Source organism: Streptomyces sp. WAC05292 (assembly GCF_003949955.1).
Classification (GTDB): Bacteria; Actinomycetota; Actinomycetes; order Streptomycetales; family Streptomycetaceae; genus Streptomyces; species Streptomyces globosus.
Genome location: NZ_RPSE01000023.1, coordinates 1 through 16,827, shown reverse-complemented (window position 1 = coordinate 16,827; position 16,827 = coordinate 1). Strand labels below are relative to the sequence as shown.

The following is a 16,827-nucleotide window of genomic DNA, read 5'->3' as shown; positions in this document are numbered from 1 at the left end:
CATGACTCCCCACGACCTCCTCCGGGACACCCCGGACACCGGCGGACACACCGCCGCGGACACCGGCGCGGACGCCGCCGCCCAGGCCCTGCAGGCCGAGCTGCTCGGCATGCTGCTCGGCAACAAGAAGGAGCTCTTCGCCCCCGACACCGTCCGCCCGGTCCCCCGCGACGGCCTGCTCCCGGCCTCCAGCGCCCAGCAGCGGCTGTGGTTCCTCGACCGGCTGCACGGCAGCAGCGCCGCGTACAGCGTCCCTTTCGCCATCCGCATCGACGGCGCCCTCCGGGTCCCGGCGCTGCGCGCCGCGCTCCAGGACCTCGTCGACCGGCACGAGGTGCTGCGCTCCTCCTTCGCCGAGGAGGACGGCGAGCTGGTCCAGCGCATCGCCGCCCGGCTCCCCCTCGACGTCCCCTGCACCGAGGTGAGCGCCCCGACGGAGCAGGCGGCGGAGGAGGACGTGCTGCGGGAGATCGGTGCGGCGGCCCGCATCCCGTTCTCGCTCACGCAGGGCCCGCTGATCCGGGCGGCCGTCTACCGCACGGCCGCCACCCGGCACTACCTCTTCATCAACTTCCACCACTCGGTCACCGACGGCTGGTCCGAGGGCGTCTTCGCCCGCGAACTCTGGCAGCTCTACGAGGGCCACGTCTGCGGCACCCCGGCCGCCCTGCCCGCCCTGCCGCTCCACTACGCCGACTACGCGGCCTGGGAGCGCGACTCGCTGGCCGACGGCGACCTGCGCCGCCAGCTCGACCACTGGCTCGAACGCCTCGCGGGCGAGCTGCCGACCCCCCGCCTCCCCGCCGACCGGCCCCGCCCGGCCCGGCCCACCTTCGCCGGCGGCACCGTCCTGGCCGCGCTGCCCGCGGAGCTGGAGCAGCGGCTGCGGGACCTGTGCCGGCGCGAGGGGCTGTCCCCGTTCGCCGTGCTCCTCGCCGCGTTCAACGCACTGATGCACCGGTACACGCGGGAGGAGGACGTCATCGTCGGCGCCCCGGTCGCCAACCGGACCCGCCCCGAGTTCGAGGGCGTCATGGGGTTCTTCGTGAACACCGTGGCCCTGCGCTGCCGGGTGTCCGGCGACACGGCCCTCGGCGACGTGCTGCGCGCCACCCGGGACACGGTGCTCGCCGCGCACGCCGACCAGGAGGCGCCGTTCGCCCGCGTGGTGGAGGAGCTCGCCCCCGACCGGGACCTCGGCCTGAACCCGCTCTTCCAGGTGCTGTGCAACTACCTCGACCTCGCCGAGGAGCCCGCCGCCCCCGGCCTGGCCACCCGCGTCCTGGAGGTGGAGGAGGACGTCACCCGGTTCGACCTCGAGGTGCACTTCGAGGCGAAGGCCGGCGGCACGGTCTGCCGCTTCGTCTACAGCAGGGACCTCTACGACGCGGACCGCATCGAGCGGATGGCAGGCCACTACCTGGCCGTGCTGCGGGCCGTGCTGACCGAACCCGACACCCGCGTCGACGACGTCGACCTGCTCTCGCCGGCGGAGCGCGCGCAGGAGCTGGCCGGCTGGAACGCCACCGGGGCGCCCGTCTCCCCGTACACACTGCCCCAGCTGGTCGAGGCCCAGGTCGAGCGGACGCCCGACGCCCCGGCCGTCCTCTTCGAGGACGAGACGCTGACGTACGCGGAACTCAATGCCCGCGCCAACCGGCTGGCCCGCTCCCTCATCGCGCGCGGCGCCGGACCGGAGCGGTCGGTGGCCCTGCTGGTGCCCCGCTCGCCGGACATGGTCGTGGGGCTGCTCGCGGTGTTCAAGAGCGGCGCCGCCTACGTTCCCGTCGACCCGGACTATCCGCGGGACCGCATCACCTACCTGCTGGAGGACGCCGCCCCCGCGCTGGTCCTGGCACACTCGCGGACCGCGGAGCTGGTCCCGGACGGCCTCGCGACCCTCCTGCTGGACGACGCCGCGACGGCCGCCGAGATCGCCGCGCACTCCGCGGAGAACCCCGCCGACGCCGACCGCACCGCTCCCCTGCACGACCTGAACACGGCCTACGTCATCTACACCTCCGGCTCGACCGGCCGGCCCAAGGGCGTGCTGATGCCCGCCGCGGGCCCGCGGAACCTGGTGCTGTGGCAGCGGGACACCATGCAGGGCATGAAGGGCGCCCGCACGGCCCAGTTCACGTCCGTCGGCTTCGACGTGTCGGTGCAGGAGATCCTCGCCAGCCTCATCGCGGGCAAGACCCTCGTCGTGCCCACCGAGGACACCCGGCGCAGCGCCGAACAGCTGGCCCGCTGGCTCGACCGCCACCGGGTGAACGAGCTGTACGCCCCCGCGCCGGTCATCGACGCCGTGTACGAGGCGGCGGACGAGCTGGGCCTCGCCCTGCCCTGCCTGACCGACGTCCAGCAGGCCGGCGAAGCGCTCACCCTGACCGTCCGGACCCGCGCCCGGCACGCGGACCCCGCGCACCGGCTGCACAACCTGTACGGCCCGGCCGAGGCCCACGGGGCGACCGTGTACTCGCTGACCGGCGACAGCGCCGACTGGCCGGACGCCGCCCCCATCGGCGGGCCCGTCGCCAACACCCGCGTCTACCTGCTGGACGAGCGGCTGCGCCCGGTGCCCGCGGGCGTCGCCGGCGAGATCTACATCGGCGGCGAGGGCGTCGCGCGCGGCTACGCCGACCGGCCCGCACTCACCGCCGAGCGGTTCGTCGCCGACCCGTACGGCCCGCCCGGCGCCCGCGTCTACCGGTCCGGCGACCTCGCCCGCCGCCTGCCCGGCGGAGAGCTGGAGTTCCTGGGGCGCGCCGACCACCAGGTGAAGATCCGCGGCATCCGGATCGAGCCGGGCGAGATCGAGTCGGTGCTGTCCCGGCACCCCTCGGTCGCCCAGGCCGCGGTCGTGGCCCGGGAGGACCGGCCCGGCGGCAAGTACCTCGCCGCGTACGTCGTGCCCGCCGCCGGGCGCGGCTGGGACCCGGAGGAGCTGCGCCGGCACGCGGAGGAGTTCCTGCTGAAGGCGATGGTGCCGACGGCGTTCGTGGCCGTCGACGCCTTCCCGCTGTCCCCGAACGGCAAGCTGGACCGCAGGGCCCTGCCGGCCCCGGCGCTCGACGCCGAACTGACCGGCCGGCCGCCGCGGACCGCTCTGGAGCGGGCGCTGTGCGGCCTGTTCGGGGAGGTGCTGGACCGGCCCTGGGACAGCATCGACGACAACTTCTTCGCCTTCGGCGGCCACTCCCTGCTGGCCACCCGGCTGATCAGCCGGATCCGCTCCGAGCTCGGCGCCGAACTGCCCATCCGCACCGTCTTCGAGACGCCGACCGTGGCGGCCGCCGCCGAGGCGCTGGCCGGCGCGGGCGGGGACGCCGTGCGCACGCCGCTGGTCCGGGCCGCGCGCCCCGAGACCGTCCCGCTGTCCTCCGGGCAGCGCCGGCTGTGGTTCCTCAACCGGTTCGAGGGCCAGCGGGCCGCGTACAACATGCCCTCCGCGATCCGCCTGACGGGCGCCCTGGACGTGCCGGCCCTCCAGGCCGCGCTCGGCGACCTCACCGCCCGGCACGAGATCCTGCGGACGGTGTACCCCGACTCCCCGCAGGGCCCCCGGCAGCGGGTGCTGGACGCGGCGGACGCCCGGCCGGTCCTGCGCACCGAGGAGGTCGCCGAGGCGGACGCGGCCGCCGCCGTGGCCCGCGCGGCCGCCGAGGGCTTCGACGTCACCGCCGACCTGCCGGTCCGGGCCCACCTGTTCGCGACCGGCCCCGACGCGTACGTCTTCGTCCTGGTCGTCCACCACATCGCCGGCGACGGCTGGTCGATGGGGCCGCTGTGGCGCGACCTGTCGGCCGCGTACGCCGCCCGGCTGGACGGCGCCGCGTACACCGGGCCGGAACTCCCGGTGCAGTACGCGGACTACGCCCTGTGGCAGCGGGAGCTGCTCGGCGACGAGGGCGACCCGGACAGCACCGTCTCCCGGCAGCTCGCCCACTGGCGCCAGGTTCTGGACGGGGTCGCGGAGGAGACCGTCCTGCCGGTCGACCGGCCGCGCCCCGCCGTCTCCTCGCACCGCGGCGGGACGGCACCCTTCCGAGTGCCGGCGCCGCTGCACCGGCGGCTGCTGGAGGTCGCCGAGCAGACCGACTCCAGCCTGTTCATGGTCGTCCAGGCCGCGCTGGCGGCGCTGCTCACCCGGCTCGGCGGCAGCACCGACATCGTGATCGGCACCCCGATCGCGGGCCGTACCGACGAGGCCCTCGACGACCTCGTGGGCTTCTTCGTCAACACGCTGGCCCTGCGCACGGACACCTCCGGCGATCCCTCCGCACGCGAGCTGCTGCACCGGGTCCGCACCGCCGACCTCGCCGCGTACGAGAACCAGGACGTGCCCTTCGAGCGGCTCGTGGAGGTCCTCAACCCGGCCCGCTCGATGTCCCGGCACCCGCTGTTCCAGGTGATGCTGGCCCTCCACAACACCGCCGAGGACCTGCCGGTCCTGCCCGGGGCGGCCGCCTCGGCGCTGCCCGTCGAGATCGACGCCGCCCAGTTCGACCTGCACTTCGACCTGACCGAGAGCCGTGCCGAGGACGGCGCGCCCGCCGGCATGGACTGCTACGTCGAGTACGCCGAGGACCTCTTCGACCGGGAGACCGCGCAGTCCTTCGCGGACCGGCTGGTGCGCATGCTGGACGCCTTCGCCGAGGACCCGGACCAGCGGACGGCGGCCGTCGCCCTGCTCGGGACGGAGGAGCGCGAGCTCCTGCTCACCGGCTGGAGCGGCAGCGGGCACCCGGGCGAACCGGACACGGTCGTGCGGCGGTTCGAGGAGCGGGCCGCGGCCTCGCCGGGGGCCGTGGCGCTGCGCACCGGACCGCTGGTGCTGACCTACGCGGAGCTGAACGCGCGGGCCAACCGGATCGCCCGGCGGCTGATCGCGCGGGGCGCCGGGCCGGAGGACCTGGTGGCGCTGGTGCTGCCGCGGTCCGCGGAGATGGTCGCGGCCATGCTCGGCGTGCTGAAGGCCGGCGCGGCCTACCTGCCGGTGGACCCGACACACCCGCAGGCGCGGACCGCGGCCGTGCTGGAGGACGCCGCACCGGCGGTCGTCCTCACCGCCGCGGACGTGGCCGCCCTGCTGGACGGGGCGGAGCCGGGGGACGCGGAGGACTCCGCGAACCCGGTGGACGCGGACCGGGTACGGCCGCTGACCCCCGGCCACCCGGCCTACGTCATCTACACCTCGGGGTCGACGGGCCGTCCCAAGGGCGTGGTCGTGGAGCACCACTCGGTGGTCAACTTCCTGGAGACCACCAACGACTACTACGAGCTGACCGCCGCCGACACCGTCCTGCACTTCGCGACGCCGACGTTCGACGTGTCCGTACTGGAGGTCTTCTGCCCGCTGCTGGCCGGAGCCACCCTGGCGGTCGCCGACGCCGACCAGCGGCGCGACCCGCAGCTGCTGACGGAGTTCATCCGGGAGGCGGGCGTCACGGTCGCCGACCTGCCACCGGCCCTGCTGCCGCTGCTCGACCCGGACCGGCTGTCCTGCCTGCGGATCGTGTCGGTCGGCGGCGAGGCCTGCCCGGCCGGCCTCGTCGCGGCCTGGGCCACCGACGACCGCCGGTTCATCAACAGCTACGGCCCGACCGAGAGCACCGTGGCCGTCACCGTCATGGACTGCGCGGGCAGCTACGACCGGAACCCGCCGATCGGCCGCCCGATGGAGAACATCCGCGCGTACGTCCTGGACGGGGACCTGAACCCCGTCCCCGCAGGGGTCGCCGGTGAGCTGTACCTGGCGGGCGCCGGCCTGGCCCGCGGCTACCTGCGGCGCGCGGCGCTGACCGCGGAGCGCTTCGTGGCCTGCCCGTACGGGGGGCCGGGGGCCCGCATGTACCGCACCGGGGACCTGGTGCGGTGGCAGCGGGACGGCACGCTGGACTTCCTCGGCCGCACCGACGACCAGGTGAAGATCCGCGGGTTCCGCATCGAGCTCGGCGAGATCGAGGCGGTGCTCTCCGCGCACCCGGCGGTCGAGCAGGCCCGCGTCCTGGCGGTCGACCTGCCGTCCGCGGGGCTCGCGCTGGTCGCGTACGCCGTCCCCGCGGCGGGTGCGCCGGCGGCCGGGGCCGAGGAGCTGCTGCGCGAGCACGCGGCGGCCGCCCTGCCCGGGCACATGGTGCCGGCCGCGTTCTGCGTGCTGGACGCGCTGCCGATGACGCCGAACGGCAAGCTGGACCGGAAGGCGCTGCCGAGCCCGGACCTCCGGGCGGCGGAGCGGCCCTACGCGGCACCGCAGTCGGAGACGGAGCGGGCGGTGGCCGGGATATGGGAGGAGCTGCTCGGCGCCGGGCGGGTCGGCCGGGACGAGAGCTTCTTCGCCCTCGGAGGCCACTCGCTGCTGGTGGTGCGGGCCGTGAACGCGATCCGGTCGCGGTTCGGGGTGGCGCTGCCGATCCAGCAGTTCTTCCGGGAGCCGACCGTCGCCGGGCTGGCACGCGCGGTCGAATCGGGCGCCGCCGCCCCGGCGGCGGACGCCGCCGCCGACGGCCCCCGTGTCGTCCGCCGTGCCCGCACGGCGCGTACCGCCGCGCCGTCCGCAGGGGGGAACCGGTGAAGCCGCTCACGCAGGACGAGATCCGCCGCGCCTTCGTGAACATGTCGAAGAGCCGCTCCCGGGCCCTGAGCGTGCCGGTCCTGGACGCGGTGGACTGGGAAGACCGCGACTTCTACGCGTGGACGGACGGCCGCGACCTCAGCCGCGCCTACCTCGTGGCGCAGCGGCCGGACGGGCCGGTCGGCGTGGAGCTGCGGGCCACCCGCCGGACCGCGGACTTCCGCAGGAAGTCCATCTGCGGGCTGTGCTACACCTCGCACCCCGTCGGCGGGACGGCCCTCTTCTCCGCCCTCAAGGGCGGCAGGGAGGGCCGGCTGGGGAACTCGGTGGGGCTGTACGCCTGCCGGAACCTGGCCTGCTCGGCGTACGCCCGCAAGAAGATCGCGGCCCCGATGGGCCAGATGGACGAGACGCTCGACCTGGACGAGCGGATCGCCCGGGTCGTCCAGGGATTGGAGGGTTTCCTGACGCGGATCCTGCACTGACGCGGATCCCGCGGGGCGCCGCGCCGGGTGTCGGCGCGGCGCCCCGCGGGTTCAGGGGGGCCGGCGCGGGCGGCGGATAGGGTGCGGGGCGTGTCCGAGCCACAGCGCGACCTCGTCGGCTACGGCGCCGAGCCGCCGCACGCCGCCTGGCCCGGCGGCGCCCGGGTCGCCGTCAGCCTCGTCCTGAACTACGAGGAGGGCGGCGAGAGCAACGTCCTGGAGGGCGACGCCGCTTCGGAGGGCTACCTGCACGAGGTGGTGGGCGCGCCGCCCGTGGCCGGCGGCCGCGATCTGAACTCCGAGTCGATGTTCGCGTACGGGGCGCGCGCGGGGTTCTGGCGCGTGCACCGCGTCCTGGGGGCGCACCGGGTGCCGGTGACCGTGCACGCGGTCGGGCAGGCGCTGGAGCGCAACCCGGACGCCGGGCGGGCGATGGGCGCCGCCGGCTGGGAGGTGGCGGGCCACGGCCGGCGGTGGATCGACTACCGGGACGTCCCGGAGGACGCCGAGCGGGCCGACATCGCGGACACGGTCCGCACGATCGAGCGGCTCACCGGCCGCCGGCCCGTCGGCTGGTACACGGGCCGGACGAGCCCGGCGACGCGGCGCCTCGTCGCCGAGGAGGGCGGCTTCCTCTACGACTCCGACGACTACGCCGACGACCTGCCGTACTACGTGGAGGCGGCGGGCCGGCCGCACCTGGTGCTGCCGTACAGCCTGGACGCGAACGACTTCAAGTTCCTGATCGTGCACGGCTTCACCACCGCCGACGACATGCTCGCCTACCTCGTCGACACGTTCGACGCGCTGCACGCCGAGGGGGCCGACCGGCCGCGCATGATGAGCGTCGGCCTGCACGGCCGGATCACCGGCCGGCCCGGGCGGATCCGGGCGCTCGACGGGTTCCTGCGGCACGTCGCGCAGCTCGGCGGGGCGTGGGTCGCCACCCGCGAGCAGATCGCCCGCCACTGGCTCGCCGCGCACCCGCCGCCGCGGTGACGCGGAGGGCGGCGCCCCGGCGGGACGCCGCCCCGCGGCCCGGGCGGGGCCGCCGCCGGGTCAGCGGCAGTTCACCCAGGTGTTTGACTTGATGTAGTGCGCGGCGTTGTCGGACTTCTTGAAGCCGCGCGGGACGGTGCTGCTCGACCCGCTGTGGTTCTTCTCCGAGAACCACTTGAAGTCGCAGGAGGAGCCGCGGTTGTACCAGGACTTGAAGCTCTGGAAGACCGTGTAGCCGGTGAGGTCCTTGTTGGTGCCCGCGACCTGCTGCCGGCGGCCGGTGTAGTTGGAGCCCGACCACACGCAGAAGTACCCCGACGGGCAGTCCGACGCCGCCTGCGGCTCCGCGCTCGCGGCTCCCGCCCCGCCGACGAGCAGACCACCGGTGAGCGCAAGGCCTCCGGCGACGGCGGCGAACTTCTTGGTGACGCGCATGCTTTCCCCCTTGGAGGTGCAGGTGGGCCGACCGCTCCGGCCGGCTCGCCATCGAGACTGCGGGGCGGGGCCCGGGGCGCGCCACAGCCCGCGGGGAAATGAGGCGGTCACGGGACGTCCCACTCGCTGACCTGCTGGGATGCGGGCCGGACGTGACGGCTCGGCGGGAGGCGGCGGCGGCGGCGAACTTCCAGCCGTCCGCCTCCGTCGCCTTCGGGGTCAGTCACCGCGGCTGTGCTGCCGGGAAGGGGATGCGGTCCGGACGATCATGCCGGGCGTGCGATCCATGTGGTGTTGGGTGTGGGATCGAGGAGCGTTCCGGCTAGGCTGTGGGGCGGAGGTGACCCCTGTGTCCACTGAGAACGAGCTGTTCAGCGCGGTCGACGCGCTGCTGGAGCAGGTCGCGCAGGACCCCCTGCCGCACCCCGCCGAGCGCCGGCGCCTGCGCGAGGCCGCGGGGCTGAGCCAGGACCAGATCGCGGCCGCGCTGAAGACGCGGCGCGAGACGGTCAGCGGGTGGGAGGCCGGGCGCACGGATCCCCGCCCTCCGAAGCGCGCGGCGTATGCCAGGCTCCTGGAGGGCCTCGCCGAGCGCTTCCCGCCGCCCGGGCAGGAGGCGGCCGACGCCGCGGCCGGAGCAGGGGCGCCCGGACGGGCAGGTCTGCCGGCGGCCGGGGCGGCCGTACCGGTGGAACGCGGCCCCGCGGGGGCGCCGGATCCGGCGCCCGCGGAGCCCGGTCGGCCCGGGTTTCCGGCGGACGGGCCGGCGGGGCCGGCGGCGGGCGCCGAGGCGGCACGGCCTCCGGCGGACGGGCCGGACGGCGCGGCCGGAGCGGGCGAGGAGCCCGCGGCGGACGGGCCGGAGCCGGACGGAGCGGTGGGCGCGGTCGGGGCGGTCGGAGCGGACCCGGCGCCCGGCGAGGCCGCAGCGGCCCCGGCGGACACGGAGCCCGTGGCCGCCGGCCCGGCGGCGCCGGCCGCGGTGACGCCCGCGGCGACGCGCGAGGGCACCGGGACGCCGCCGCCCACCCGGAAGCGGGAGTTGCGGGCCGCCAGCACCGGCGCCGGCTCGGCGGCGGGCGCCAGCAGCGGCTCCAGGTCGACGGCGAGGCCGTGCCCCACCAGCCGGGCGACCAGCTGCGCCACCGACCGGGCGGCCGGCACACCGCGCCGGTCCACCGGCACGGCGACGTGCGCCGCCCCGCCCAGGGTGTCCTTGACCCACCGCGAGCAGGTCGAGCTCGGCCCGACCTCCAGGAAGTAGCGGAACCCCCGGTCGTAGGCCCCGCGCACCAGCCGCGGGAAGTCGATCGTGGAGCGCAGCGTGTGCGCGATCCGGCGGCTGACCTCCGTGCGGTCCAGGTCCCGGATCGCCTCGTAGTCGTACGCGCTGAACAGCTCCAGGCCGCCCGTCGAGCCGGTCGGGTAGTCGTTCAGGCCGGCCAGCCCGTCCAGTTCGGCGTCGACCGCCGGGCAGTGCATCACCGCGTTGACGGGCGACCGGGCCGCCGGGCAGCCCAGTTCCGCGATCAGCGCCCGGCACTGCGCCGGATCGCCCGCGACCACCAGCTCCTTCGGGGTGTTGACGTGCGTCAGGTACACCCGGTCGTAGCCGCGGGCCAGCGCCGCCCGGACGGTGTCCGCGTCGGTCAGCAGCACGTGGCTCGCCCACACGTCCGCGTCCGGGGTGTCCTCGGGCAGGCCCCACAGTTCGCGCACGGTGCGCCGCGGCCCGCACAGCCGGTCGTGGAAGAGCGGCGTGTTGCTGATCAGGTCGTCGCGGCGGCCCTCCGGCAGCCAGCACTCCGTCGCGAACAGCATGCTCGACTCGCCGAGGCTGTAGCCGAAGCCGCCGTGCGCGGTGATCCCGAGCACGCCGCGGACCAGGTCCGTGTACAGCATCGCGAAGCTCGTGCCGGTCGCCAGCATGAAGGGGATGTCCTCGCCGAGCGAGGCCTCCAGCTCCATCAGCTCGCGCCGGCCGGGCGCCGCCTGCGTCCGCGGGTACAGGGCCGCGGCCCGCATCAGCCGGGCCGGCTCGTCGGCCTGCCCCTCGAACCGGTCCAGCAGCCCTGGGAACGCCCGGAAGAAGTCCTGGCCCAGGCCCGGGTAGGAGTTGAACGCCCCCGGGTAGACCAGCGCGACCCTGCCGTCGGGGCCGATCGGCGCGGCCGTGGAGAAGCTCCCCGCCGGCGTCGCCCACTCGCCGCCCCCGGCGTGCACGCCCGGCAGGTCCCGTACGGCGAGCTCCAGTTGGGCCAGGAGCTCCTCCCGGTCCCGCCCGACGAGCACCGCGCGCACCGGCTTCCCGGCGAGCGTGCCGGCGGCCGCGCGGGCGAGCTCGTACGGGTCGCGGCCCTCGGCCACCAGGTCCCGGTGCAGGGCGACCAGCGTCAGCAGGTCGTCCGCCGAGTCCGCGGCGAGCGGCAGCAGCACCGGCCCGTCCGCGCGCCGCCAGTCCGCGGCGCTGACCGCGCCGCGCGTGGTGTCGGAGGACAGCACCATGTGGCCGTGGGCGCCGCTGCCGCCGAGGAAGCTGACCGCCGCGTACCGGCGGCTGTCCTTCCGGGTACGCAGCCACGGGCGCGAGGCGGTCGGCACGTACAGCCCGGACGCCGCGAAGTCCTCCGCGAGGTCGCCGGCCGGGCGCTGCCAGCCGCGCGTGCCGGGCACGTAGCCGTGGTGCAGGCCCAGCACGGAGCGGATCAGCCCCGCCATGCCCGCCGCGCAGCCGGCGTCGCCGACCTGCGCCTTGGCACTGCCCAGTGCGGCGCTCGCCGTGCCCGCCGGGTACACCGCGGCCAGCGCCGCGATCTCCGCCCGGTCCTGGGCGGCGGTGCCGCCCGCGTGCGCCTCGATGCAGCCGATGTCGGCGGCCGTGACGCCCGCCTCCTCCAGCGCGGCCGAGGCCGCCGCCGCGAACGCGGTCGCGTCCGCCTCCGGCAGCACCCCGTCCACGGGGTCCGCGTACCGGATGGCGAGCGACTCCAGCCGCGCGTACACCCGCGCGCCCGGAGCGGCCCCGCCGGGACGGGTGACGACGACCGCGCCGGCGCCCTCGCCGATGCGGCGGCCCCGCCCGCCCTCGCCGAAGGTCAGGCCGGCCTCGGCCACCACCTCCGGCGTCAGCAGCAGGTTCTCCGCCGAGCCCGCCAGGTCGACCGCACCGACCAGGACGGCCTCGATGCTCGGGTCGAGCAGCAGCAGCCGCGCCACCTCCAGCGCCTCGGCGGTGCCCGATCCGTCCGCGGAGACCGTGAACGACGGGCCCGTCAGGTTCCACAGCGAGGAGATGCGGCTCGCCATCACGTTGCCGATGTAGCTGAGGACCTCGTTCGCGACGATCGGGTCGACGACCGCGTCCCGGCCGACCGCCGTCAGGGCGGACAGCACCTCCTCGTCGACCGGCACCCCGGCCCGCTCGAACTCGGCGCGCAGGAACTGCCCGAGCCGGTAGCGGGTCAGCCGCAGGTGGGTGGCCGGCTCCATCTCCATCGCGACGACCACCGCGATCCGGCGCGGCTCGGGTGCGGTCCGCCCGGCCGGCACCGCCCGGCTGTAGCCGGCGTCCAGCAGCGCCTCGTCGGCGACCTTCGTCGCCAGCGCGTGCTGGAGGTTGTACGTGCGCAGGTCCGTCGGCGGGATCTTCTGGTCGATCGGGTCGATGCCGACGCCGTCGACGAACGCACCGTGCGGCAGGGCGTCCGGCGACACCCCGGCCGCGGTCTCCAGGGAGCCGCCCCGGGTGCCGTCCACGCCGCGCCAGCGCCGCTCGGGCAGCGGGACCAGCGCGTCCTCGCCGCCGTACACGGCCCGCTCGAAGGAGCCGACGCCGTCCAGCGCCCCGAAGTGCGCGCCCAGGCCCACCACGTCGAGGGCGGGCAGCGCCGCCGCCGGCTCCTCGGCCGGGGCCTCGCCGCCGGTGTGCTGCGACAGCACCACGTGCGCGTTCGTGCCGCCGAAGCCGAACGCGGACACCGCGCCGCGGCGCGGACCCGGACCCGACGGCCAGTCGCGGCCGGCGCGCACCAGGTTCGCGGAGCCGACCCGGCCGTCCTTGGAGGACACCGGCTGCTCCACGCCGATCGTCGGCGGGATGCTCCCGTTGCCCATCGCGAGGACGACCTTCAGCATGCTGCTGAGGCCGGCGACGGTGAGCAGGTGCCCGATGTTGCCCTTGACCGAGCCGATCAGCGGGGTCCGTCCGGCCGCGCCGAAGAACTCGGCGACCGAGCCGGCCTCGGTGGCGTCGCCGATCGGCGTCCCCGTCGCGTGGCACTCCAGGTAGTCGATCGCCGCCGGGTCCACACCCGCCTGCGCGTAGGCCAGTTCGTACGACTGGAGCTGCCCGCCGGACTGCGGAACGAGCAGGTGGCGGCCGGCGCCGTCGTTGGTCAGGCCGATCCCGTCGACCACCGCGTGGATGGTGTCGCCGTCGCGGAGCGCGTCCGCGAGCCGCTTCACGGCGACCATGCCCGCGCCCTGACCGGTCAGGATGCCGCCCGAGCGGTCGTCGAACGGCTGGCTGAACCCGTCCCGCGGGTAGGCCTGCAGGTCGGAGAACGACAGGTGGATGAGCGTGGGGTCGGGGGCGCACACGCCGCCCGCCAGCACCAGGTCGGCCTGCCCGGCCGCCAGGTGGTCGCAGGCCAGCTTGAGCGCGTACAGGGCGGAGGAGCAGGCCGCGTCGAGGGCGTAGCGGGGACCGCCCAGGCCGAGCGCGGCCGCGGCCACCCCGACGGGCGAGCCGCTGACCCGCAGGTCCTGCGGGTTCAGGGACGCCGCGTCGATCTGCAGGGCCTTGTCGGCGAGCGCGCCGAGCGCCGGGTGCCCGGCGTCGCGCAGGCCCTGGAGGACGGCCTCCTGCACGAGCGGCACGCTGACCTCGGCCGAGGCGAGGGTAGGGAAGGAGTAGTTGCCCAGGATCAGGCCGGTGCGGGCGAGGACCTCCGGCCGCTCGGCGTGGCCGCTGTCCCGCAGCGCCTCCCGCGCGACGTGCAGCGACCAGTGGAAGATCCGGTCGAGGCCGGCGAGCTGCCCGGCGTCGAGGCGGTAGCCGGTCGGGTCGAAGGCGAAGTCGGTGATGAAGCCGCCCCGGCGGCAGTAGATCTCGTGCTGGGGGTCGGTGTCCCGGGGGTCGAGGGCGGGGCCGAAGACCTCCTCCCCGCCCTCCCTGCGGCTGTCCGCGCCGGAGCTGAGGTTCTGCCAGAACTCGGCAGGCGTCCCCGCTCCGGGGAACAGGCAGGAGAGGCCGACGATCGCGTACTTGCTCATGAGAGCTGTGGGGTCCCTTCTGAGGGGCGGCCGGCCCGGACGGGCGCACGGTGCGGGTACCGTCCGGGCCGACACGACCGCTTGCGTCGGATACGGAGCGGAATCAGCCGCTGGTGCCGTTCCGGGTGGCGAACTTCGCCGCCAGCTGCGGGGCGGAGACCACCGACACGTTGTCGAAGCGGGTCAGGACGCGTCCGTCGGGCGCGCAGGCCGTGATGGTGAGCGAGGAGCTGGTTCCGTTGCCCGCCGCGGTCGGCTCCACCACGATCAGGAACGGCTCGCCGTCCGGCAGCGGGTGGTGCAGGTCGGCGCGGCCCACCGAGAGCGGCAGCCCCGACGTCCCGCGGAAGAGCTTCACCCACACCAGGCCCGCCTGGAGCAGCAGGTCGGCCGTGCCGGGCGCGTACCGGGAGCCGCCGTAGGCGCCGCCGTCGGGCCGGTGCTCGGCCAGCGAGGCCTCCAGCACCAGCCGGGACTCCGCCTCGGCCAGGATCCGGCGCACCCCGCGCAGGGACGGGCCGTGGAAGAGCGTGCCGTCGGCGTACAGGAACCCGGCGTCGCGGCCGGTGCCCGCCGCCGGCAGCCCGGCCACCGCCGGCGCGTCGGCCGCCGCGCCCGTCTCGACCACCGCGCCGTAGTGCGGCCGCGGGCCGCCGTCGGCGCCGGTCGAGCGGATCGCCGCGCCCAGCGTGTCACCGGACGGGGTGAGGGTCAGCGAGATCCGGGCCGGCTCGGTGCCGTCGAAGACGATGCCCTTCTGGACGGTGAAGTCCCGGACCCGGCCCACCTCCTCGCCCGTCGTCCGCTCGGCCGCGCCGATCGCCCAGCCGAGGGCGACCGCCGCCGGCAGCACCGCCGCGTCACCGATGACGTGGTCCCCGATGATCGGGTCCCCGGCCAGCGCCTCCAGCGACCGCTCCACCGTCACCGGCGCGCCGCTCGCGGGCCGCTCCGGCTCGGACAGCGGCGTCGTCGGCCCGAGGACGGTGACGACGTCGTCCGCACGGCCCGCCGAGAACTGCTCGGCGAACATCTTCGCCCCGGTCTCCACGGGGATCAGGACGATGCCCCGCTCCTCGAAGATCGCCTTGACCTGCGGGGAGACCATGCCGCTCTCCCACGCGCCCCAGTTCAGGGAGGTGATGTGGGCCTGCGGGTTGCGCTGCTTGAACGACGACGCCCAGGCGTTCAGCACCTCGTTCGCCATCGCGTAGTCCGACTGGCCCTGGTTGCCGAAGAACCCGGCGACCGAGGAGAACAGCACCGCGTGGCGCAGCGCGCCGGCGGGCAGGGCCGCGGCCACCGAGCGCAGCCCGGCCAGCTTCGGCGCGAAGACCCGCTCGATCTCCGAGGCCTTCTTGTTCGCGATGAGCTGGTCGGCCAGGACGCCCGCACCGTGCACCAGGCCGGTGACGCGCTCCCGGTACGGGGCCAGCGCGGCGGCCGTCGCGGCGGCGTCGGTGATGTCCGCCGCGAGGTACTCGACCTCGCTGCCCGCCGCCCGCACCTCCTCCAGCGTCGCCCGGATCTCGCGGGCACCCACGACCGCACCGCTGAGCTGCTCCACCCGCTTCGGGGTCGGCTTCTCACCGGTCGCCTTCAGGTGCGCGGCCGCGGCGCCCTTCAGCGCGGACTCCGCCACGCCGCGCGCCCACTCCGGCTCGTCGGCCAGCGGGGTGCGGCCCAGCAGGAGCAGTCCGGGCCGGTACTGGCGGGCCAGTTCGACGACGCAGGCGGCGGTGATGCCGCGGCCGCCGCCCGTGACGACCAGCAGGTCGTCGGGGCCGATCTGCGGGACGTCGGTTCCGGCGGCCCGCAGGGGCCGCTCGGCAACGGTGAGGCCGACGCGGCGGGTGCCGTCGTGGCCGACCTGCACGGTGTCGGCGACGGCGTCGGACGCCTCGTCGACGACGAGCGCGGCGGCCGCCTGCGCGTCGAGCGCCGGCGCCAGGTCCACGGCCCGGCAGAACACCGCCGGGGCCTCCACGGCGAGGGTCTTCACCAGGCCGGCGACACCGCCCGCCGGGACCTTCTCCTCGGGCACCCCGCCGAGGCCGAAGCGGCCGTCGAGCCGGGTGGCGGTGACGAACGCGGCGCGCCCGGAGGCGGCTGCGGTGCCGAGCGGCTCGACCGCGTGCTTGGCGACGAGGAGGCTGTGCGCCAGCCGGCGCACCCCGTCCGACCAGTCGCCTCCGTCGGCGGCGGTCACGTCGACGACCAGGCTGACCCGGTCGGCGAGCACCGGCTCGATCCGCTCGGCGAGCTCGGTGACGCCCCAGCCCGACAGGGCGTGGTCGGTCACGCCGGTGATCCGCTCCGGGACCCCGGGGAGCCGCAGCACGTGCACGCGGCGGCCGGAGCCGGCGAGCCGGGCGGCGACGGCCGCGGCCAGCTCGGAGCCGTCGTCGACGACGAGGGCGGCGCTGCCCTCCTCGTACGCGCCCACCAGCAGGTCCGGGGTGGGCAGGACCGTCAGCGCGGCCTGCGCCCGGCCGATGCCCGCCTTGGGCTGCGGGGCGGTGCCCGCGGCGGCGGGGGCGGCCTGCGCGGTCTGGGCTCCGGTGGGGGCGGAGCTTCCGGCGATCAGCTGGACGATGTCGCGCAGGGTGCGCAGTTCCGCGAGCTGCTCCGGACCTGCCGTCACGGTGGCCTCGGCGCGTTCCTGGAGGACGCCCATGATTTCGACGCGCTTGATGGAGTCGATGCCGAGGTCGGCTTCGATGTCCATGTCGAGGTCGAGCATGTCGGCCGGGTAGCCGGTCTTCTCCGAGACGACGGAGAGGAGGACCGCCTGGACGGCGCCGGCGTCGGGGCCGGAGGCCGCCGGGGCGGCGGCCGGAGCGGCGGGGGCCGCGGAACCGGCGATCAGCTGGACGATGTCGCGCAGGGTGCGCAGTTCCGCGAGCTGCTCCGGACCTGCCGTCACGGTCGCCTCGGCGCGTTCCTGGAGGACGCCCATGATTTCGACGCGCTTGATGGAGTCGATGCCGAGGTCGGCTTCGATGTCCATGTCGAGGTCGAGCATGTCGGCCGGGTAGCCGGTCTTCTCCGAGACGA

General features: G+C 75.8%; 6 protein-coding genes and 1 pseudogene. 4 read left to right on the top strand and 3 right to left on the bottom strand.

All coding sequences use genetic code 11. The annotated features are described in order from the left end of the window. Position 1 precedes the first annotated feature (1 nt). From EF903_RS05005 to puuE, 3 genes are all read left to right on the top strand, one after another. A complete protein-coding gene (locus EF903_RS05005) occupies positions 2-6,577 on the top strand; it encodes a non-ribosomal peptide synthetase (protein WP_125541364.1) in 6,576 nt (2,191 codons plus the stop codon). Beyond that, positions 6,574-7,062, top strand: coding sequence for an FBP domain-containing protein (locus EF903_RS05000; RefSeq protein WP_125541363.1), 489 nt, complete (start codon positions 6,574-6,576; stop codon positions 7,060-7,062). The genes EF903_RS05005 and EF903_RS05000 overlap by 4 nt, the downstream gene beginning before the upstream one ends. A 90-nt stretch (positions 7,063-7,152) precedes the next feature. After that, positions 7,153-8,061, top strand: coding sequence for an allantoinase PuuE (gene puuE, locus EF903_RS04995; protein WP_125541362.1), 909 nt, complete (start codon positions 7,153-7,155; stop codon positions 8,059-8,061). A gap of 60 nt (positions 8,062-8,121) precedes the next feature. Here puuE and EF903_RS04990 read toward each other — a convergent pair whose 3' ends face one another. After that, positions 8,122-8,496 (bottom strand): peptidase inhibitor family I36 protein, encoded by a 375-nt coding sequence (locus tag EF903_RS04990; RefSeq protein ID WP_125541361.1) that lies wholly within the window; start codon positions 8,494-8,496, stop codon positions 8,122-8,124. 139 nt (positions 8,497-8,635) lie between these two features. Here EF903_RS04990 and EF903_RS36040 point away from each other — a divergent pair, with 139 nt between their 5' ends. Next, complete coding sequence (locus tag EF903_RS36040; protein ID WP_399420144.1) at positions 8,636-9,760, top strand: helix-turn-helix transcriptional regulator; 1,125 nt, start codon at positions 8,636-8,638, stop codon at positions 9,758-9,760. 1,406 nt (positions 9,761-11,166) lie between these two features. Here the strand turns inward: EF903_RS36040 and EF903_RS35005 are convergent. Together EF903_RS35005 and EF903_RS04975 are read right to left on the bottom strand one after the other, a co-directional pair. Further along, a pseudogene (locus EF903_RS35005) lies at positions 11,167-13,770 on the bottom strand (beta-ketoacyl synthase N-terminal-like domain-containing protein); the annotation flags it as partial. 103 nt (positions 13,771-13,873) lie between these two features. After that, a partial coding sequence (locus EF903_RS04975; RefSeq protein ID WP_125541360.1) for an SDR family NAD(P)-dependent oxidoreductase occupies positions 13,874-16,827 on the bottom strand: 2,954 nt, incomplete at its 5' end.